The sequence below is a fragment of the Vibrio sp. SCSIO 43136 genome, assembly GCF_023716565.1.
Classification (GTDB): domain Bacteria; phylum Pseudomonadota; class Gammaproteobacteria; order Enterobacterales; family Vibrionaceae; genus Vibrio.
The window spans coordinates 671,388-689,775 of the sequence record NZ_CP071849.1 but is presented as its reverse complement, the minus strand read 5'-3'; the positions used below and the strand labels follow the sequence as shown (position 1 = coordinate 689,775).

General features: G+C 45.1%; 17 protein-coding genes and 1 tRNA gene. 7 read left to right on the top strand and 11 right to left on the bottom strand.

Annotation, left to right across the window (positions count from 1 at the left end; translation table 11 throughout):
* Nucleotides 1–22: 22 nt before the first annotated feature.
* The gene (locus J4N39_RS17850; RefSeq protein ID WP_252026435.1) at nt 23–934 is read right to left on the bottom strand and encodes a LysR family transcriptional regulator; all 912 of its coding nucleotides are present in this window, start codon (nt 932–934) and stop codon (nt 23–25) included.
* 95 nt (nt 935–1,029) lie between these two features.
* Between J4N39_RS17850 and J4N39_RS17845 the strand changes: the two genes are divergently transcribed.
* A complete protein-coding gene (locus tag J4N39_RS17845; RefSeq protein WP_252026433.1) occupies nt 1,030–1,752 on the top strand; it encodes an SDR family oxidoreductase in 723 nt (240 codons plus the stop codon).
* A 20-nt stretch (nt 1,753–1,772) separates the two neighbouring features.
* Here J4N39_RS17845 and J4N39_RS17840 read toward each other — a convergent pair whose 3' ends face one another.
* From J4N39_RS17840 to rimK, 7 genes are all read right to left on the bottom strand, one after another.
* Nucleotides 1,773–2,630: a DUF3626 domain-containing protein gene (locus J4N39_RS17840; RefSeq protein ID WP_252026430.1), complete on the bottom strand. Its 858-nt coding sequence runs from the start codon at nt 2,628–2,630 to the stop codon at nt 1,773–1,775.
* A gap of 96 nt (nt 2,631–2,726) precedes the next feature.
* Nucleotides 2,727–3,632, bottom strand: a complete 906-nt coding sequence (locus tag J4N39_RS17835; RefSeq protein ID WP_252026428.1) for a LysR family transcriptional regulator — start codon at nt 3,630–3,632, stop codon at nt 2,727–2,729.
* 118 nt (nt 3,633–3,750) lie between these two features.
* Nucleotides 3,751–6,606: an FAD-binding and (Fe-S)-binding domain-containing protein gene (locus J4N39_RS17830; RefSeq protein ID WP_252026426.1), complete on the bottom strand. Its 2,856-nt coding sequence runs from the start codon at nt 6,604–6,606 to the stop codon at nt 3,751–3,753.
* Nucleotides 6,607–6,851: 245 nt separating this feature from the next.
* Nucleotides 6,852–7,805, bottom strand: coding sequence for a lactate/malate family dehydrogenase (locus J4N39_RS17825; RefSeq protein WP_252026424.1), 954 nt, complete (start codon nt 7,803–7,805; stop codon nt 6,852–6,854).
* Between the two features lie 149 nt (nt 7,806–7,954).
* The gene (locus J4N39_RS17820) at nt 7,955–8,383 is read right to left on the bottom strand and encodes an ATP-dependent zinc protease family protein (protein WP_252026422.1); all 429 of its coding nucleotides are present in this window, start codon (nt 8,381–8,383) and stop codon (nt 7,955–7,957) included.
* A gap of 2 nt (nt 8,384–8,385) precedes the next feature.
* Complete coding sequence (locus J4N39_RS17815) at nt 8,386–9,423, bottom strand: succinylglutamate desuccinylase/aspartoacylase family protein (RefSeq protein ID WP_252026420.1); 1,038 nt, start codon at nt 9,421–9,423, stop codon at nt 8,386–8,388.
* A 4-nt stretch (nt 9,424–9,427) separates the two neighbouring features.
* On the bottom strand, nt 9,428–10,333 hold the full coding sequence (gene rimK, locus J4N39_RS17810; protein ID WP_252026418.1) for a 30S ribosomal protein S6--L-glutamate ligase: 906 nt from the start codon (nt 10,331–10,333) through the stop codon (nt 9,428–9,430).
* 116 nt (nt 10,334–10,449) lie between these two features.
* Here rimK and J4N39_RS22985 point away from each other — a divergent pair, with 116 nt between their 5' ends.
* From J4N39_RS22985 to J4N39_RS17790, 3 genes are all read left to right on the top strand, one after another.
* Nucleotides 10,450–11,292: a LysR family transcriptional regulator gene (locus J4N39_RS22985; protein WP_286036846.1), complete on the top strand. Its 843-nt coding sequence runs from the start codon at nt 10,450–10,452 to the stop codon at nt 11,290–11,292.
* A gap of 256 nt (nt 11,293–11,548) precedes the next feature.
* The gene (locus tag J4N39_RS17795; RefSeq protein WP_252026416.1) at nt 11,549–12,238 is read left to right on the top strand and encodes a fused MFS/spermidine synthase; all 690 of its coding nucleotides are present in this window, start codon (nt 11,549–11,551) and stop codon (nt 12,236–12,238) included.
* Entirely contained in the window at nt 12,231–13,169 is a 939-nt protein-coding gene (locus J4N39_RS17790; RefSeq protein WP_252026414.1) for a spermidine synthase, read from the top strand. The genes J4N39_RS17795 and J4N39_RS17790 overlap by 8 nt, the downstream gene beginning before the upstream one ends.
* A gap of 66 nt (nt 13,170–13,235) precedes the next feature.
* Here the strand turns inward: J4N39_RS17790 and J4N39_RS17785 are convergent, their stop codons facing one another.
* The gene (locus J4N39_RS17785) at nt 13,236–13,910 is read right to left on the bottom strand and encodes a MaoC family dehydratase (protein ID WP_252026411.1); all 675 of its coding nucleotides are present in this window, start codon (nt 13,908–13,910) and stop codon (nt 13,236–13,238) included.
* Between the two features lie 331 nt (nt 13,911–14,241).
* Here J4N39_RS17785 and J4N39_RS17780 point away from each other — a divergent pair.
* Nucleotides 14,242–14,332, top strand: a tRNA-Ser gene (locus J4N39_RS17780).
* 50 nt (nt 14,333–14,382) lie between these two features.
* Here the strand turns inward: J4N39_RS17780 and J4N39_RS17775 are convergent.
* Nucleotides 14,383–15,330: an NAD(P)H-binding protein gene (locus J4N39_RS17775; protein WP_252026409.1), complete on the bottom strand. Its 948-nt coding sequence runs from the start codon at nt 15,328–15,330 to the stop codon at nt 14,383–14,385.
* 91 nt (nt 15,331–15,421) lie between these two features.
* Here J4N39_RS17775 and J4N39_RS17770 point away from each other — a divergent pair, with 91 nt between their 5' ends.
* Nucleotides 15,422–16,315 carry a LysR family transcriptional regulator gene (locus J4N39_RS17770; RefSeq protein WP_252026407.1) on the top strand — a complete coding sequence of 298 codons (894 nt, stop codon included), beginning with the start codon at nt 15,422–15,424 and terminating at the stop codon, nt 16,313–16,315.
* A gap of 3 nt (nt 16,316–16,318) precedes the next feature.
* Here J4N39_RS17770 and J4N39_RS17765 read toward each other — a convergent pair whose 3' ends face one another.
* Nucleotides 16,319–17,368 (bottom strand): NAD(P)H-dependent flavin oxidoreductase, encoded by a 1,050-nt coding sequence (locus J4N39_RS17765; RefSeq protein ID WP_252026404.1) that lies wholly within the window; start codon nt 17,366–17,368, stop codon nt 16,319–16,321.
* Nucleotides 17,369–17,596: 228 nt separating this feature from the next.
* Between J4N39_RS17765 and J4N39_RS17760 the strand changes: the two genes are divergently transcribed.
* Complete coding sequence (locus J4N39_RS17760) at nt 17,597–18,361, top strand: hypothetical protein (protein ID WP_252026402.1); 765 nt, start codon at nt 17,597–17,599, stop codon at nt 18,359–18,361.
* The last annotated feature ends 27 nt before the right edge of the window (nt 18,362–18,388 follow it).

Genomic DNA, 18,388 nt, shown 5'->3' with positions numbered 1-18,388 from the left:
CGAGTATTCAAATAGCGTATCCTCATGCGCTATTTGACGCCAAATACTGGCTCATCTCTGCGGCCAAAAAGTCAAAAACACGACGAACCCTGAGATTCGTTCGTAGCTCTTCATGGCAAACCAACCAGAGCGGCAGTTTCAGCGATGGAGTAAGGTTTGGAAGCGCCCTTTCAAGTAGAGGTTCTTGCCTTGCAACGTCTTGTGGCAGATAGATCAGTCCTAATCCTTGTTTGCATAGTGCAATTTGGGTCGCCTGAAATTCGGTAGATATCCTAAAATTGTCATCAGACAACTGCCAACCGAATTCTGAGAACTGTTTAGCAATCACATCATTATGGCCAAAACCTATGATCTGTATTTGCTCGTTCCCTTTCGGGCTTTGGGTATTACTAAACAAAGAGAGGTATTCTTTCGTTCCATATAAATGAATCTTCTCATCGCCAAGCTTTTTCACAATGAGACTGTCCTGTGTTGGCTTAAAACTTCGAATGGCGATATCAGCATCTCTTCGTCTTAAATCACTCACTTCATTGGTCACAATAAGTTCAACGTTGATGTTTGGCTCTGCCTTTCTGAGGCGATTTAAGATAGCAGGCAGTCGATATATCCCATCGACCTGACAAACTGAAATAACAACTTTCCCCTCTAACGTCTGTGCTTGCCCATTCGCCACCATCGAGAACTTGTGCGCAACATCACCCATCTCTCTTGCAATATTAAACAGTTCAATACCACCGGAAGTGAGTTTTAGGCGTTGTCCAGAGCGTTCGAACAAGGCGATACCAAGTTCATCTTCAAGTGCAGCGACTTGTCGGCTCAAAGTAGGCTGTGTCATCCCCAAGGATTTTGCCGCTGCCGACAAACTCCCAAGCTCTGCCGTGGCAAGAAAAGCTCTGGTGCGGTTCCAGTCAAACGCAATCGATTTCCAGTTCATACAAAAACGTATACCTTGATACTAAATTGGACAATTATCATTCATTATTCGCATGGTTATAGTGTTAGCACATTCACCAAAAATGAGAAAGTACTATGGCAGTTTTAGTGTTAGGAGCGACAGGTACGACGGGAAAGCTCGTTGCAAAGTTGCTATTAGCTAAGGGATATGAAGTCTCTGCGTTAGTGCGTTCGCTAGACAGAGTTGACAGTGAATTACTCTCGCACAAATGCATGTCTGTAACGGAGCAAACCATTCTCGACCTCACTGAAAATGACCAGATTGAGCTAGTACGCAACTATGATGCAGTGATCTGCTGTCTGGGCCACAATCTGACGTTTAAAGGCATTTATGGTCATCCTAGGCGACTAGTCGCTGACACAACTCAACGCATATGTCGGGCCATTACGACTCTCCAGCGAGAGAAACCTATTAAGTTTATCTTAATGAGTACAACGGGGTATCAAAACACATTAGGAGGGGAAACTGTCACTTGGCAACACAGCGCCATCATAGAATTGCTTCGGTTGACGCTGCCTCCCCATGTAGACAATGAAGAAGCTGCGAGATACTTACAGCATCAAATAGCAGAAGTAGGCTCACCTGTAGAGTGGGTCGCAGTAAGGCCCGACAGTCTAACCGATGAATCTAGAGTTACCGAATACACGCTGCATCCATCCCCCACCAGCGATCCCCTGTTTGCATCAAGGCAAACCAGTCGCATCAATGTAGCGCATTTTATGGCCGAATTGGTTTCAAATGATAGTTTGTGGCAGCAATGGAAATTTGATTTGCCAGTGATCTATAACAAGATATAGCGACACTCAAGGTAATCGCACTAACCCTTTGGCACTGGGTAACCAAACCTCGCCAAGTAATGCCATATCTTCTTGATATCTTGCGCATCGTAGTTGCCACTAGCCAACGCAGCGTCAAGCAGTTTGGGGTTAATTTTACCCTGAACAGCGATTGCTTTAGCTAAAGTGATAAATTCTTGCCCTCGATAGTCAGGAAAGCGTTCCATCTCTTGAATGCTCAGCTCAAATCCTTGGTGCCATTCGACAGGAATACCCAGTCTTGACGCTTGTTCGTGCACTTGGCCGCCATGATAAATTGGGTCCATGACGACACACTCAATATCTTCTTTGATTGAAAGCGCACCATGAACGTGTGCTTCGATGTAATCGTCAAGTAAGTCATGTTCTCCACTTTCAGCAAGAGTAACCAATGTCTGCAATCTATCGCCCACGGCAAAATCCTTTGGCTCAAAAAAGCTATCAGGGTAACAAAAGGTAGCCCGTTCAAAGACATGAGGCTTTAACTGGAAAAACGCTGAACCAAACCTTGGCGCAGCACCAAACTCATACTGTTTGAAGTTGAGTGCGCCATATTTGGGACGCAGGTGATTGGCTTGCTCGTCGTAAGCCCCACCGAAAATCTCTTGTTCCCAACGCCAACGGTCACCACCTTTATATGCTGTTAAACCACCATTACTAGTTTGGGTTTCAAATTGAGATTTAAGGTAACCGTCTTTGGCTAGCGCTAGCAGTAGTGGCTGACCATGGTAAGTGAGTCTATCTGGATGAAAATTGATGGTGATGCTCGGCTTTATGTCGCGGGCCGACTTTTGAGACTTATTTTTTACGCTTGTTATCGCTTTTACAACTGCGCACTTATCTGCTGGCTTAAAGACCACTCAGTCCCCCTATTTACTAACAACCTACAGCTATACTAAAACATCACAAAACCAATAAAATCAACTCCCTTCCCGCTACTTTGAGTAATTCGAGCCTCAGAACTTTTCTCTAGCGCTGTGGTAGTGTTGGTAAATATGCTCTATGAGTAGCTTAGTTTTCGCTGATAGGTGCTTTGTATAGGGATACACTACATAAATACCCAAACATTTTGCCACTTGATGTTGTAATACTTCTACCAAATCCCCTTGAGTAAGATCCTCTGCAACCAGCACTTTTGGAACATAAACCAACCCTTGTCCAAGCAGGGCGACTTTTCTTAACGCTGAGGCATTATTCGTACAAAAGTTTCCCGAAACATTGACGGTATACACTCCGTCATTCCCCTTAAATAACCACTCATATGCACCAGTTTCTTGATAGGAGTAGCCCAAACATTGATGTTTTATTAGATCTTGAGGTGTTTGAGGAACACCGTTGGTGGCTAAGTAGTCTGGGGCTGCACAAATCACCCAATGCACATCAAGCAGCTTGCGAGCAATATTGCTCGAGTCAGGCAACACGCCAGTGCGAATAGCGAAGTCGTATCCTTCAGAAATCAAATCGACAAACCGATTATCTAGATCCATGTGAATATCGATATTAGGATATTTTTTACCAAAATCTGCAATCACATCAGGCAAAAGGAGCTCTCCCGAGATAGTTGGAACAGATATTTTGATAACTCCCGACAACGCTTTATCTAGGCCTTTAAGTGCTTCGTTTGCATTATATATCGACTGGTAGACTTCCTGAGCATGGCGGTAAAAGACCTCACCTTCTTCCGTGAGCGTCAACTTACGAGTAGTACGGTAGATAAGTTGTACACCAAGCTCTTGCTCAAGCCGCGTGACCCTTTTACTCACTACAGACTTTGTTAAGGAGACCTGCTCAGCTGCCTTACTAAACGAACCTTGATCGATAAGGTGATAAAAGATTAGGAAATCATCGGCTTTTCTTACCATAGGGGGCATCAACTTAGGTGATTAGAACGAGTTATTAACACTCATTCTAATCGACACACTCAAAAATTTCCGTTGGTAAACAAACAGTTTTCAGATTTCCCAATGATTACCCAATATCCTAAGTTAGAGGCACCATTTCACGGGTACAGTCATCTACGAGATAAACGATGGATTGATAATCAATACCAGAGTGGTGACTCAAACCTATTTCACACGTCCGACTGGTTGAATAACCACTTTCACAGCCCGTCACTTGATCTGCAAGTGTGCTCAGTGCCGACTCATTAAGCTCAGGAGTTGTAAACCCTTTATCACCTGCAAAACCACAACAGGTGATCTGGTCGGGAATCACAACGTTGTTGCTGCACGCCTTCATAACCTCAGTAATCATGGTTTCAAGCCCCATACGTCGTGCCGAACAGGTGATGTGAAGCGCTACCTTGTCGTCCGTTGGTTCAAAGATTAGGCGTTCCATCAAATACTTGTGAATGAACTCTACTGGCTCGTGGAGCTTGATTCGTGCATCCAAGAAATCCCTCAACTGCATGGTGCAAGGGCTAGTATCACAGTAGACAGGGATCTCCCCGTAGTTACTTGCTTCCAACAGCATCTGAACCGTTTCTATTGCTTTGGCCTCAGCTTGGTTGAACATACCTTTGCTCTTAAATGGCATGCCACAGCATTGATCTTTCAGCTTTTGGGGGTAGATGACCTCAAAGCCCGCCTTTCTCAATAGCCCTTCAGTTTTGTCGACCAAAGTGGTTTGCTCTTTCGCTCCCCTTGCAGGTCCCATGGTGCGACTAGCGCAACTAGGTAAGTAAACGACTTTCGGTTTAGACGATTCAACAGAGTCTCTGTTTTTGTCTCTTCCTCGTAGTGTCATGTTCGTCGCCGAGGTTGGCATCTCTGGATTCCAGAAGCCCAACTTATTGCCTGATAGCTTTCTTGCGTTACGAGTCAGGACTCCCATATTCTTGCTGCCTAGCAAGCCGTGACTGGCATCGGCAACACTGAAAGCAGCTTTAGCCGCACTGGTAACCGTGCCAAAGTTTTTTGCCACCCATTTCGCAATTGGCTCCTTACCCGCATGTTTTTCATGGCGTAGCTCTCGAACAAGATCACCAGTATTTATTCCTACTGGGCATACCGTTGAACACAAGCCACATCCTGCACAAGTGTCGATAGCCATGTAATCGTACTTGTCGGCAAACGTCTTCTTATTATCTCCATCGAGCAACGCTAGCTCTCGCTTGCCAATAATACGTTGCCTTGGGCTCAGGGTAAGATTTCTTGATGGGCACATGCGTTCGCAAAAACCGCATTCAATACACTGATCTACGATATCGCTCACTGCCTCCATTGGCTTGAGGTTACTTACATGCAAACGCGGGTTATCAGTGATCATAACATCTGGATTTAGGATACCTTTAGGGTCGAATATTTCCTTTATTTTCAGCATGTACTGATAGGCAACGTCTCCCCACTCCTTGCGTACAAACGGGGCCATATTTCTCCCTGTTCCGTGCTCGGCTTTTAGCGAACCGTCATATCTATCTACAACAATGTTACATACATCATCCATGAATCGTTCATAGCGATTAATCTCTTGTTCACTCCCAAACCCTTGGGAAAAGATAAAGTGTAAGTTTCCGTCCAGAGCATGGCCATAAATCACACCGTCGTCGTAACCATACTCTTGCATCAGATCTTGCAGATCGCTCAACGCTTCAGCGAGAGAGTCGATTGGGAAAGCAACGTCTTCGATGAGGGCGGTGGTGCCCTTTGGGCGTGTTGCGCCTACTGCGGGGAAAATGCCCTTACGAATGCTCCAATACGCTTGGTATTCGTGGGGTTTGTCGGTGAACTTAGCAGGCACGACTAGCTCTAAGCCTTCAATTTCACTTACTATATTTTCGATATTAGCTTCTAAATCAACAAATTGCTCGGCTTCTGTTTGTACCAAGATGGCGGTTGCCCCCTCAGGTACAGTCGCAACAAAATCCGGAACCCCATCCATATGCTGCACGGCTTTCATTGCGAAGTAATCAATCATTTCAGCGGCAGATACTGGCGTGTTATTTGACTTAAATCGAGTCACGGCTCGACTTGCAGTTTGAATATCAGGGAAAACCAAGAACGCTGACGCTTTTAACGGCATCTTACGAATTGTGTTGTGAGTAATTTCGGAAATAAAACCCAGAGTACCCTCAGACCCGATAAGAAGGTGCGCAATCATATCAATTGGGTCTTCCCAATCGATCAATGAGCGTAAGCCGTATCCAGTGGTATTCTTGATTTGATATTTGCGAGCGACTCTGTCTTTGAGAGCAGTATCTTTCTTTAGCTCCTGGGACAACTCTAGAATGTCCGCAATCATCTTAGCGTGAGACAATCTGAACGCACTTCTACTCGACTGCGATCCTGTATCAAGCACAGTTCCATCAAGAAATACTATTCGAGCTGAATCCATCACCTGATAAGTATCCATCGAGTTCATGCCCGCGGCGTTATTAATAGCTATCCCGCCAACACTTGCCGCGTCTATTGACGCTGGCATCGGTGCTAATTGGTATTCGTATGGGGCTAAATAGCGATTTGCATCACCACCCAGTACACCACATTGCATGCGGATCTTGGCGCCATCCTCCAATATTTCGAAGTCTTTCCAATCCGCGGTAATAGATAGCAAAATAGAATCAGTGATCGTTTGTCCCGATAAACTGGTGCCAGAGCCTCGGAAGGTGATGGGTAAGTTTAATTGCGTTGCAAGCGCCATCAATTTGATGACTTCTTGCTCGTTAGCAACTTGAACAATTACCTTAGGTACTAAGCGGTAAAAACTTGCGTCAGTACCGTAAGCAAGCGTCCGTAGATAGTCCTCAATGATTCTATCTCTAGGGATAAACTCCATCGCTTTAGCTACAAAAAGTTGATAACTATCTTGCTCTTGCATCACATTAACCTCGTCTTCCATGCGTTTTTATTATTGCTACAGATTAACAGGTCACGAGATGTCAGATTAGCTAGCTTTAAGGCGTTTCATTGTTTCCAAAACATTACTAATAGGAGCCTAGGTTCCATTTGCGATTAGCCTAGAGCCGCAGACTATGGCCTAAGGAGGGGTAAACAAGAATTCAATAATTTTGGCTCAAAGGGTGCCCCATCGGACAATTTTGTTCCGAAAGGGCAATTTTATCAGGCAATTATAAGCCAGTGGGTTTACCCCATCAGGCCAGTTTTGTCTCTCACTTCTTGGATATACTCTTTTAGCTTCACTGCAATTTGCTCAAGCTCTTCTAATTCACTTTCAGTAAATGGATGAATCAATATCGAGTCTGCACCTTTCGCATTGACGACCGTTGGCAGGCTTAAAACAACGTCAGTTAAACCGTACTCGCCACGAACCATAGTACCGACTGGCAATACTGAGTTCTCGTTAATTGCGATGGCTTGAATGATTCGAAACACGCTAGCTGCTATGCCATGTGCGGTGTTGTGCTTGCGTTTGAAGATTTCAAAGCCAGCTTGTTTTACCGCATCTAACAACTCGACAGGATCGATAGAAGGCAGGTTGTTAGTGCTGCAATAGTAATCCGCTGGTTGACCAGCAATGCTAATAAGACTTTTTGGTGTAAAGCAGTTGCTGCCGTGCTCACCGAGCACGTAACCAAAGACATTTTTAGGGTCTAGTCCAACCCGTTTAGCAACAATAGACATCAATCGAGCCGTATCGATAACACAACCCGAGCTGATCACCTTACTGGCATCAAAACCGGTATTGGCAACGATAAAGTAAGACACGATATCGCATGGGTTAGATACCACGATTAAGGTCGCATTAGGCGCAACTTTCTCTACTTGCTTGGCAATATCAACACCAATTTTACTGTTGATTTCGGCAAGGTCGAGACGGGACTGTCCCTCTTTCACCTGAGCACCTGCTGTAATTACCACGATTTCGGCATCAGCCAGATCGCTGTAGTCATTACTGGCAATCATGTCGGTGTTTTTGGAGAACGTTAAAGCGGCGGTATGGGTGAAATCGAGTACTTCCCCTTCCGCTCGCTCTAAGTTTTTATCAAGCAGAACCAGTTTACTTACACTACCAAGTGTCAGTAGGTAGTTGCATACACCAACCCCTACCGCACCTGCGCCAACGATTCCTATTTTCATTTTTCACTTCCTTAATGAAACAATGGCGATAATTAATCTGCGCCTATGAATATCACACAACGATCTTTATGTAGAGTGTTTATCTAAAAACAAACGACTACAAAACCATAGATGCTAGTAAACATACCTAAATGACAAATAAACCACCACTAGCGACTAGCAATAAATGACTTGGAAGGGTCAATTAAAAAACTATTCCCTAGCGCTTGCCGTCCAAGCAGCATCATATATGTCATATCTGAGCGATCAGTCAGTGTAATTTGAATAGGCCAGCTTTCATCGCCCAACTCCATTAGAGTTTCAATTACATACCGCTGCTCCGAGCCACCATTTGACGATTTCACTTTACGTACGTCATACAGTGAAGCTTGGCAGCTCACGATAGTATTGACGTTATGCACCTCGGGATGAATATCGAAACGGAGCCCCGGCTTGCCGTTAAACTCAATTCGCTGAATATTATCGACATGCAACGAAGAGGTTTGAGCGCCAGAATCGACTCTAACCGTCAATTGAGAGATCCCAAGCTCTGGCAGGTTTATATTCTCCAATCGACCTATTATGGTTTTGTTTTTCATAGCTAATCTCGAACTTCGCTAAACTGCATTTCTTCTTGCAACACATGGCCTGAGGCAACATCAATGTTTTTGGCGACCACCGCATCACTTTGGTCAAAATAAGCAATGTGATACATGGCTTCCCCCTCTTGAACCAAGGGGATATTCTGTTTGCCGACGATGATGCCGGAACGTGGAGCGAGCACTTCGCTCAACATTTCCCCGTAGGTGCTGGTGATCGTTGCAAGCTTGTCACCTTTATCCACTTGGTCACCAAGCTTGAACAAGTGATTGACGATCCCGCTCTCACTTGCTCGAACCCATAAACTGCCTCGAGCAATAAACGGCTCAACAACTTTGCGTTGTGAAGACAATTTGTTGACCATGCCTAGATGGCGCAAAACACTCATAATGCCTCGAACGCCTAAGCGTATTGATACTTCATCGAATCTCAGCGCTTCACCCGCCTCATAAAGCAGAACTTTTGTCCCACTGCTGGCTGCACAGTCTCGCAATGAACCATCAATTTCTTGGGAATGCAGCACCACAGAAACACCAAATGCTTTTGCTAAGTTAGCGGTTTCATCATCTTCTACATTGGCGCGGATTTGTGGCAAGTTGGAGCGATGAATCGCTCCAGTATGCAGATCAATACCGTATTCACAGTTGTCAATCACTTCCGTTTTCAATATGTTCGCCACACGCGCAGCTAATGATCCTTTGGCTGAACCGGGAAAGCTTCGGTTCAAATCTCGTCTGTCTGGCATGTAACGACTTTGGTTAATCACACCATAGATATTCACCATTGGCACCAGCACTAAGCTGCCACGAGAAAGTCGAAACCCTTTCATGTTTATCAATCGATGAATGATCTCAATACCATTTAGCTCATCTCCGTGCACTGCCGCAGTGATAAACATTGTCGGCCCAGGCTTTTTTGCTCGTATAACGTAAACCGGGAGCGACACGTCCCCATCGGTATAGAGCTTAGCAACTGGAATCGCAATTTTCTTGGTTTCCCCACGGGCGATCTCATGCCCACCTATTACCAACTTATTCATACAATCAGCCTTTTCCAACGGTGCGATTGGTCGCGGTCGCAGCACGTTTTTCGATAAATTGGTATAGCTTGTCTGCCACATCGAGATTGGTCGCTTTTTCTATACCTTCAAGACCCGGCGAAGAGTTCACTTCCATTACCATTGGTCCATTGTGTGAGCGAAGCAAATCGACACCACAGAAGTTCAGTCCCATGACTTTGGCAGCATTGATCGCGGTTTCACGCTCTTCTTTGGTCAATTTCACCACCTCGGCGCTGCCTCCTCGATGCAAATTTGAACGAAATTCACCTTCTAAAGCCTGACGTTTCATTGCAGCCACCACTCGGCCACCTACCACCAAACAACGGATATCTGCCCCCCCGGCTTCCTTGATGTACTCTTGCACCAAGATGTTGGCTTTGAGTCCCATAAAGGCTTCAATAATGCTTTCCGCAGCTTTTGATGTATCAGCCAACACCACACCGATGCCTTGTGTGCCTTCAAGCAACTTGATCACCAAAGGTGCGCCTCCAACATTTTTGATAACGTCTTTGATGTTATCTGCTTTACAAGCAAAACCTGTACGTGGCAGACCAATACCTTTACGAGACAGCAGTTGCATTGAGCGAAGTTTGTCTCGAGAGCGGCTAATCGCTACAGACTCATTAACGTTATAGGTGCCCATCATCTCGAACTGACGAGCCACCGCCGTGCCGTAAAAAGTAATCGAAGAACCAATACGCGGGATCACCGCATCGTATTTTGGTAACTCTTCACCGTGATAACGTACGGTTGGTCGACTGCTGGTGATATCCATGTAGCACTGCAACGTGTCAATCACATCCACCTCGTGACCACGAGCAATGCCCGCTTCAACAAGGCGCTTAGTTGAGTAAAGGTCTGGGTTGCGAGATAGAATCGCGATTTTCATATGTCTGCCCTAATTTGTTGGGTTGGTTAAGATGCGCCAACAATAGGTCAATTGAATTGAATAAAAAAACTAAATAAATTATATTTTTTGTACGATTTTTTTTATCAAAAACCGCTATGAAAACTGAGCTACTCACCACCTTCTTGGAAGTCAGTCGTACTTTGCATATTCGCATTGCGGCTGAAAATCTGTTCATCACTCAAGCTGCTGTCAGCTCACGTATTAAACAGTTGGAAAATGAGTTAGGGGTACTTCTTTTTGACCGTTCCAACAAACGTCTCAAGCTAACACCAGAGGGTCATAAGCTGGTCAAATATGCGAATGAGTTTCTCGCTATGTGGCAGAAGATCAAACACGATGTGGGTTTGGGGGAAGAAGAGTCAGCACAGTTGTTTGTTGGTGCAGTGACATCCATTTGGGATATGGTTCTCCATGATTGGCTACAAAAGATCCATCGCAACTTTGATGATTTGCACCTTTATACCCACAGCTATTCGCAAGTCGAGCTAAGAAAGCAGGTGCTTGGTCGTTTGGTCGATATCGGTTTTGTCTTTGAGCCTCCTCATAGTGAAGAGATCAGCTCACGCAAAGTGGCGACCGTACCTTTGCAATTGGTTTCTAGTCGTCCGGTTGAGTCAATCAACGAGATCGATAATTTTGTGATGGTAGATTATGGTGAGTCAGTAAACGCTCAATTTGCCAATGAGCTCGCTGACGAGCTGTTGCCGAGACACCACATGAATCAACCACGCATCGCCTTGAACTTTATTTTGGAAGCCAATGGGGCAGCCTACCTTCCCAAGCAGATGAGCTTTTCTCACTTACGCAAAAACCAACTTCATCTAGTGCCAAACAGCCCGACGTATCAGCGTGATATCTATGCTATTTATCTAACCAAAGGCCATAAAGCTACTTTGATTGAAGATACCTTAGAGCTATTTCCATACGTCAATCGATAAAATATATTTTACAAAACTCTTCAATTATACAATTTATATAATCAATACTACTCATGGACATTTGATCGTCACAAAAATTTCTTATTTTTTGTCGCTTCGCTATTACTGGATTTCTACAAACTCAACAGTACAAAAAGAGAGCTAGACAAAGGTTTTCGCTATCTTGGACAAAAATCCACCTAGCGACCCAAAAAATGTCGGACTATGATGAAGTTACGTGCCGAATTAATTCAATCTAAAGGGCGGCTTTCACACGATGACGGACTATTCTAACGGCAACACTTCTTTCTCCGAGCCAGAGAACAATAAAGCGGTCTGGCAAAATCCTTTTGTTTACATGTTGGCATTTTCAAGCGGTTTCTCAATTATGGGGATTGAACTGCTTGGTGGGCGCATACTCGCCCCTTACTTTGGCTCCAGTGTCCATATTTGGGGAAGTATCATCACTGTCTTCATGCTGAGCTTATCCTTCGGCTACTTACTTGGAGGTCGACTTTCCACTCGCAACCCAAGCCTAAAAATCTATGGCATGATATTCATTGCCGCTGGCATCACAGTGACCCCAATTTGGTTATTTGCAGAACCTATCATGGAGAGCATCTTCCTTCATATTGAAGACAGCCGATATGGATCGCTACTCGCCTCCATTGCACTGTTTTTCATCCCGACCATTATTCTCGGCATGCTTTCACCCTACTCCGTTAGGTTGTTAGTCGAAGACCAACACAAAAGTGGTCAAGTGGCAGGAGCGCTCTATTTTGTATCCACGCTCGGCAGTGCACTGGGCACAATATTCACCTCGTTTTACTTCATCCTTTGGTTTGAAGTAAACACTATCATTCTCGCATACAGTGGGCTGTTGTCTTTGCTCGGAGCAACGGCCATTGCGATACATTTCTTTGAGCGCAGCAGCGCCGTCACTCGAGCGAGGCAGCAAAATGCGTAACATTCTAAATGGCTTGAAAATACTCTGTTGCACCATCGCCACCTTTGCGGCGATAGGTTTGCACGCCGAACCCGTAATTCTCCATGAAGAGCGCTCTCTTTATCGAAATATCATCGTTTTTGAAAATAATGGGCTGCGATGCCTCAAATTTGACGAAAGGAGCAGTCGACTCAATCAGAGCTGTATGTACATTGATGACCCACAGAAACTGTTTTTCAGCGTCAGTCGACTTCAGTTTTCAGCACTATTGACGATAGATGACCCCAAAAAGGTCCTAATCATCGGGTTAGGTGGCGGCACCATGTCCAACGCCCTTCATCAACTTTATCCAGATATTGAAATCGACAATGTAGAAATTGACCCAGCGGTAGTCAAAGTCGCCAGAGACTACTTCGACTTCTATGAAAGCGACAAAATTACCAGCCACACTCAGGATGGGCGTATCTTTGTTAAACGAGCGCTGCTGAAAAAGAAACAGTATGATTGGATCATGCTCGATGCTTACAACGGAGACTACATTCCCGAACATTTACTGACACGAGAATTCCTTGAAGAGGTAAAAGCCTTACTGGCACCGAATGGCATTCTTGCCGCCAATACGTTTACTAGCAGTAAGCTCTACGCCTACGAGTCTTCCACTTATCAATCGGTTTTTGGCCATTATTACAACGTTCGTTTTGATACCAGTGATAACCGGATCATTCTGACCAAAAACTGGAGTGAAGCGGGTACGGATGACTTCTTGTCACCTCTAGGTCAGCAAGCTATCGAAGCGAGAATTGCGCAGCTACAACCCAAAGTTACTCCACTTGGCGTGGATCTCACTCAGCTGAACAATTTGCTCGAATCCACCCAACATACTCAAGATTGGCCGAAAGATACCAAAGTACTCACTGATCAGTTCTCCCCTGCAAACCTGTTGAATAACTAGGTTCTTTCAATACAAACGAAAACAGGAGCCAATCGGCTCCTGTTTTTGTTAAATTCAAGGTAAGTTCTAAATGACCAGTCGAATCACCGAAACGGCAATTAAGCCAGGACGACGAACGCCATCAATCTCGACTTTAATCTCACGTTCAATTTCCAGTCCTTTTTTCACTGGCGTCACTTTAAGTAGCTTGCTACGAGCACGAATATTGTTACCTGCCTTAACTGGATACGGGAATCGTACTTCATTTAGCCCAATATTAACTGTCATCTTCGCCGTCGGGAACTGAGGCTTTTCTGGGTCAACTGAATCGGTCAGTTTTGGCAACATTGAAAGGGTCAAGAAACCGTGCGCAACAGTAGTTTTGAACGGTGACTCATGAGACGCACGTTCAGGGTCGGTATGAATCCACTGCATATCTTCTGTCACTGCGCCAAAAGAGTCGATGCGCGCTTGGTCGACAGTAGCCCAATCACCGACATGGATCTCTTCACCCAGTTTCTGGCTAAGCTCCAAATAGAGTGCTTGTGCCTCTTGGCTCAATTGAATGACAGGCTCTTGCGTTTCATTGACCGCTGGTTTGTGCAGATCATTGATCCATGGAAAGATCTGTTGAGCTTGTGCTTTGCTCACAAAATCACTCCAGTATTCTCTCAGCGCAGGCGACATAAGATCGCGAAATTCGATCTGATGCTTCTTCGCCAAAGACTCGCTTTTATGCTTGAGAATATCGACAACTTTCATGCTTCACCTTACTAAGAACACTATCCATAAATGGACGTAACCTAATAATTTTGAAGTACATCGGACCACTTGGCAAACTTTTTCGGGCGAACAGTCGTTTACTGAACAGTGTATAATTCAATAAATACAAATACTTAAACAAATAAAACAATATTTTATTAATAAGATTGCTAATACAGTGTTCCAAATATGATACAAGCCTATGGACCCAAGGTAAGACGGAATTACAAGAACGCCGATACCAAGCGGACACTAACTAAGCAATCAGACCCATTTTCAGTGATTAGCCCTTTACAAGCATAAGCTTGTTTCATAATATACGCCCCGCAACGGAGAGATGGCTGAGTGGTTGAAAGCACCGGTCTTGAAAACCGGCATACGTTAATAGCGTATCTAGGGTTCAAATCCCTATCTCTCCGCCACATTAGAAAAGCCCGCTGATTTTTCAGCGGGCTTTTTCGTTTTCGTAAACTCAAACCAACTCGACGTTCTTCTTTACGACATTGTTAGAACCCACTTCAACCAAATCCTTCACAATCTGCTGAATACCAGTCTCTTGCATCGCCTCACCAAGTTCTCTCCTCATTTTACTACCATCAAGAACCAGCTCGTCTTCCCACAGATACTTCATCTCTATGACCTCTTTTAGCATGGGACTAAACACTGAAATCAAATGAAACACCCACCAAGGAAAACGCCGAGTTTTAAGTACGATACCATTCGACTCAAAAGCTTGTTGCCAATCACCAATGGTTAACACCAAACCGGGGTCATTCCAAACTGCAAAACTGGTGTGTTGACGCTCGATGAGTTGAGCGGCGTTAGCGCTTAAGTCTGGCAGGTAACTCCAATAGTGGCGGTGGGTTTCCGAGTGAGGTAACTGCAAGGTGTAGTGATCACGCTTTCTTTTTAGGGCATAGCTTATCCATTGGCCTCGTTCACCAATGAAGTCCCCTGCCCTAACAATTGTAATACGAGCGCCGCACTGACTTGCCTTGCGTAACCTCGCCTCCATGTCCACACGGATTGACCCCTTGGTGGAAACTGGGTCTGGCTTTGCCTTTTCGTCAATTAAGTTGTTGCTAGGTTTCAAGGTGTATACATTGCCGGGAAACAGGATATGCAGATTATTTTGCTCTGCAAGCGTCACCACTGGTTCAAGCATCGTCATGGCGCTTTGCTTCCATTGATCGTATGGAGGATTTATCGCATAGACCAACAGATCCGCACCTTGGGCCGCCGCCTTTAAAGTGTGTGTGTCCTGAAAGTCTCCGTGGATTATCTCGTAGCCTCGCTGTTCTGCGGTAAGTTTTTCTGGGTTTCTTACCAAGGCTTTGACCTTCCAACCACGCTTTTGTAACGCCTGCGCCATGGCTTCACCAAAATTGCCTGTCACTCCTAAAACTAAAGCTGTTTTCATTTTCCTTGCCTCTGCTTGCACTCTGTAATACAAATTTACTATCCGTTTTTGAACGCTAGAATGACTATAAATGCAGATAGGCTATGCAAATATGAATAACAAGATTGGCGAGATTAACTGGCAAAGTTGGGCTTATTTTGTTGCCACAGCGGAGACAGGTAGTCTTAATCAAGCAGCAGATAGGTTGCAGATATCTCAATCTACCTTGAGCAGACAGTTGGTTGCACTTGAGCAAAGCTTAGGGCATTCACTGTTTAACCGCAGCACCCAAGGTGTCACGCTGACCGAGTATGGCGCTCTGTTATTGGAAGAAGCCACGACCATGCAGCAATCCGCTGACCGATTGCAGCGTTTGGTCTGTGGAGAGAGAAACGCGTTGTCTGGAACGATTAGGCTTTCGGTCAATGAGATCATAGCTCAGTACTACCTTCCTAAAATTCTACCCAAGTTCCTTGCCGATTATCCTGATATGAAAGTTGAGGTCGAGGTGACTAACCAAGCATCAAACATCGATAAAAGAGACGCAGATATTGCGGTGCGAATGTTCCCGCCTACGCAAGTTGACTTGGTCTCTCGACATCTGTTTGGCATACCTCTTGGCATATTTGCTAGCCGCTCTTACCTAGATACGGTGCCAACCCCAAGAGACGTGAATGATTTATTTGAACTGCGAGTACTTGGCTATGATCGAGACAGCCAAATCGAGCAAGGGGCTCGAAAGCTCGGGTGGGATGTGAGTAACGAAGATTTCAAATTTCGCTGTGACTTCATGCCAATCCAATTAGAGCTGGCTCGTCATGGAGGTGGTATTGTATTTGCGCACAAGGGGCTAGCACTGAGTTTGGGGCTTACCGAGATAGACATTGATGTGACTTTGCCCGAGTTGCCCGTCTATCTGGTTTGCCATCGAGACGTGCAGCACAACAAGAAAATCAGAGTCATGATGGATTTTCTAGCTAAGTACTTAGTAAGCAGTGTTTCTTGATCGTCATTCAACTGTGTTTGTAGCCACAGCGAGAGTTTCAATCAACTGTGACGCCGTAGTTTCCTGACAACCTTCAGTATTGGTTCCTGCCCACAACGGGGTAAAATCGCTACTGTTTAAAGATTCAGCTTTAGCTCGAAGTGGTGCGAGGGCTATGGATGCGTATGGAAACTCAGGGGCATCATCACTGATACAACCAAATTCCAGCATCACTTTGTTAACGATGCCTCGCGCTGGGCGGCCAGAGAAGATGTTAGTGATAGCACTCTTAGTATTAGAAGATTTGATCGCTGCTCTATGTACGCTGGTCGTCTTAGCTTCATCACATAATAAAAAGGCCGTTCCTACTTGAACCCCACTACATCCTTGAGAAATCAATCTTTCCACATCCTTTTTAGAGCCAATCCCACCAGCAGCGATAATGGGTAGCGAGACTTGTTCACGTATTGCAGTAACAAGTTCTAGCGTCGGTAACTGAGTCGCTAAATCGTTACTAAGAAACATGCCTCGATGCCCTCCTGCTTCAACACCTTGGGCGATTATCATGTCAGCGCCATGGTTTTGTAACCACACCGCTTCTTCTACGGTCGTCGCCGAAGCGAGGATAATCGTACCCCACGATTTAATGCGCTCAACGAGTTTTGGCGCAGGTAAGCCAAAGTGGAAACTGATGATCGGTGGTTGAAATGACTCGATGGTATCAGCCACATCTTCATCGAAGGGATAACGCAGCCCAGTGATCTCTGAGGGCGCTTTAAGGCCTAGTTCGTCGTAGTGATGCTGTAGTTTTTCCTGCCAATTGGCTAACCTACTTTTGTTGACTGGCGGCATGTGATGACAAAAGAAATTGAGGTTGTAAAGGTAATTAGAATGCGCCTTGAATTGTTCAATCTCAGCAGCTACCTGCTCAGGGGTAAGCATGCCGCAAGGTATAGAGCCCAAACCACCAGCTTTAGACACTGCAACCGCAAGTTCCCAATTTTGTACTCCAGCCATTGGGGCCTGAATGATGTTGGTCGGTATCCCAAAAAGTTGGTGTAATGTGTGCTGCATGTGTTCTTCCCTGATTAAGAGCCATCGAATGCATAAAGTAACAGACTACACATCACTGAATTCCGTGATTTCAGTAAGTTGTGATCTCTTGTAACAAACCAGGACCACCGCTTCTCGTCTTTGCAAAGTTATTGTAATTAAGTGTGATGATGCACTGACAGTGCATCAGGTGATTTTGTGAAATGGTAGTTTTGCGCCGTTAGATTTCGATAACTAATGGTAAAATTAATGTCTACCTATTCAAAAATTGCAACGGCTGTATTAGTGGCTATGTCAGCAACTGTGTGCGCCGAAGAATCCGTTCAAGATATGTCTGACCCACTGGCGGTCTACACGCAAGTTGGTTCTGGTTACACCAATAAAGGGCTGAATATTAAGCTTGGTCAAACCTTTGATACCGGAAGCGACCACACTATGGGCATGAACGTTTTCGAGCTCAAAGGGATCATGGGCGACACGTTTGGTTGGGATGATAATGCAACCAACAGCATCGACCAGGTTCGCTTCCGTCGCTTTGGTGCCGACCTTACTAATGGCAGAGGCTCCCAAATCGATAGCAACTACAACTTCCAAACTGAAAGCGGTACCGTTTCTTATAGCGTTATCCAAGCATTACCAAAACTCGGGGCGATTCAACTCTACCCATTGGCTGGCCTTGGTGTTGCGGTAGGCAATAACGTTGTCGGAGATGATGGCGACGTGATCAGCGGCTACTCCGTCCCAGGGACGTTTGCCGTAGTGGGAACATACGCCAAGCTTGAGTTGAGTGATAAGATCTGGCTCAACTACAACCCTATGTGGATGTCTACCCTTTCTGGTTCGGAAACCTTTACTAATCATGGTATGGAAAATGGTTCAAGTGTCCTTGCCCATGAGTTTGCTGCATCTTACCAAATCAACCCTCGACTCAATGTAAGATACTTTGCGAACTGGAGTGAGAATGATACCTTTAAAGACGGTGACCATCGTTTAGAAGTCAACTACCAGCTTTGATCACAGCAGGCCAGTGAGTAAAGTCAC

What these genes read in the sequence shown, in the direction of transcription:
- J4N39_RS17850 (WP_252026435.1), bottom strand. Translation starts at nt 934, where the DNA reads ATGAACTGGAAATCGATTGCGTTTGACTGGAACCGCACCAGAGCTTTT.
- J4N39_RS17845 (WP_252026433.1), top strand. Translation starts at nt 1,030, where the DNA reads ATGGCAGTTTTAGTGTTAGGAGCGACAGGTACGACGGGAAAGCTCGTT.
- J4N39_RS17835 (WP_252026428.1), bottom strand. Translation starts at nt 3,632, where the DNA reads ATGGTAAGAAAAGCCGATGATTTCCTAATCTTTTATCACCTTATCGAT.
- J4N39_RS17830 (WP_252026426.1), bottom strand. Translation starts at nt 6,606, where the DNA reads ATGGAAGACGAGGTTAATGTGATGCAAGAGCAAGATAGTTATCAACTT.
- J4N39_RS17825 (WP_252026424.1), bottom strand. Translation starts at nt 7,805, where the DNA reads ATGAAAATAGGAATCGTTGGCGCAGGTGCGGTAGGGGTTGGTGTATGC.
- J4N39_RS17820 (WP_252026422.1), bottom strand. Translation starts at nt 8,383, where the DNA reads ATGAAAAACAAAACCATAATAGGTCGATTGGAGAATATAAACCTGCCA.
- J4N39_RS17815 (WP_252026420.1), bottom strand. Translation starts at nt 9,423, where the DNA reads ATGAATAAGTTGGTAATAGGTGGGCATGAGATCGCCCGTGGGGAAACC.
- rimK (WP_252026418.1), bottom strand. Translation starts at nt 10,333, where the DNA reads ATGAAAATCGCGATTCTATCTCGCAACCCAGACCTTTACTCAACTAAG.
- J4N39_RS22985 (WP_286036846.1), top strand. Translation starts at nt 10,450, where the DNA reads ATGAAAACTGAGCTACTCACCACCTTCTTGGAAGTCAGTCGTACTTTG.
- J4N39_RS17795 (WP_252026416.1), top strand. Translation starts at nt 11,549, where the DNA reads ATGACGGACTATTCTAACGGCAACACTTCTTTCTCCGAGCCAGAGAAC.
- J4N39_RS17790 (WP_252026414.1), top strand. Translation starts at nt 12,231, where the DNA reads ATGCGTAACATTCTAAATGGCTTGAAAATACTCTGTTGCACCATCGCC.
- J4N39_RS17785 (WP_252026411.1), bottom strand. Translation starts at nt 13,910, where the DNA reads ATGAAAGTTGTCGATATTCTCAAGCATAAAAGCGAGTCTTTGGCGAAG.
- J4N39_RS17775 (WP_252026409.1), bottom strand. Translation starts at nt 15,330, where the DNA reads ATGAAAACAGCTTTAGTTTTAGGAGTGACAGGCAATTTTGGTGAAGCC.
- J4N39_RS17770 (WP_252026407.1), top strand. Translation starts at nt 15,422, where the DNA reads ATGAATAACAAGATTGGCGAGATTAACTGGCAAAGTTGGGCTTATTTT.
- J4N39_RS17765 (WP_252026404.1), bottom strand. Translation starts at nt 17,368, where the DNA reads ATGCAGCACACATTACACCAACTTTTTGGGATACCGACCAACATCATT.
- J4N39_RS17760 (WP_252026402.1), top strand. Translation starts at nt 17,597, where the DNA reads ATGTCTACCTATTCAAAAATTGCAACGGCTGTATTAGTGGCTATGTCA.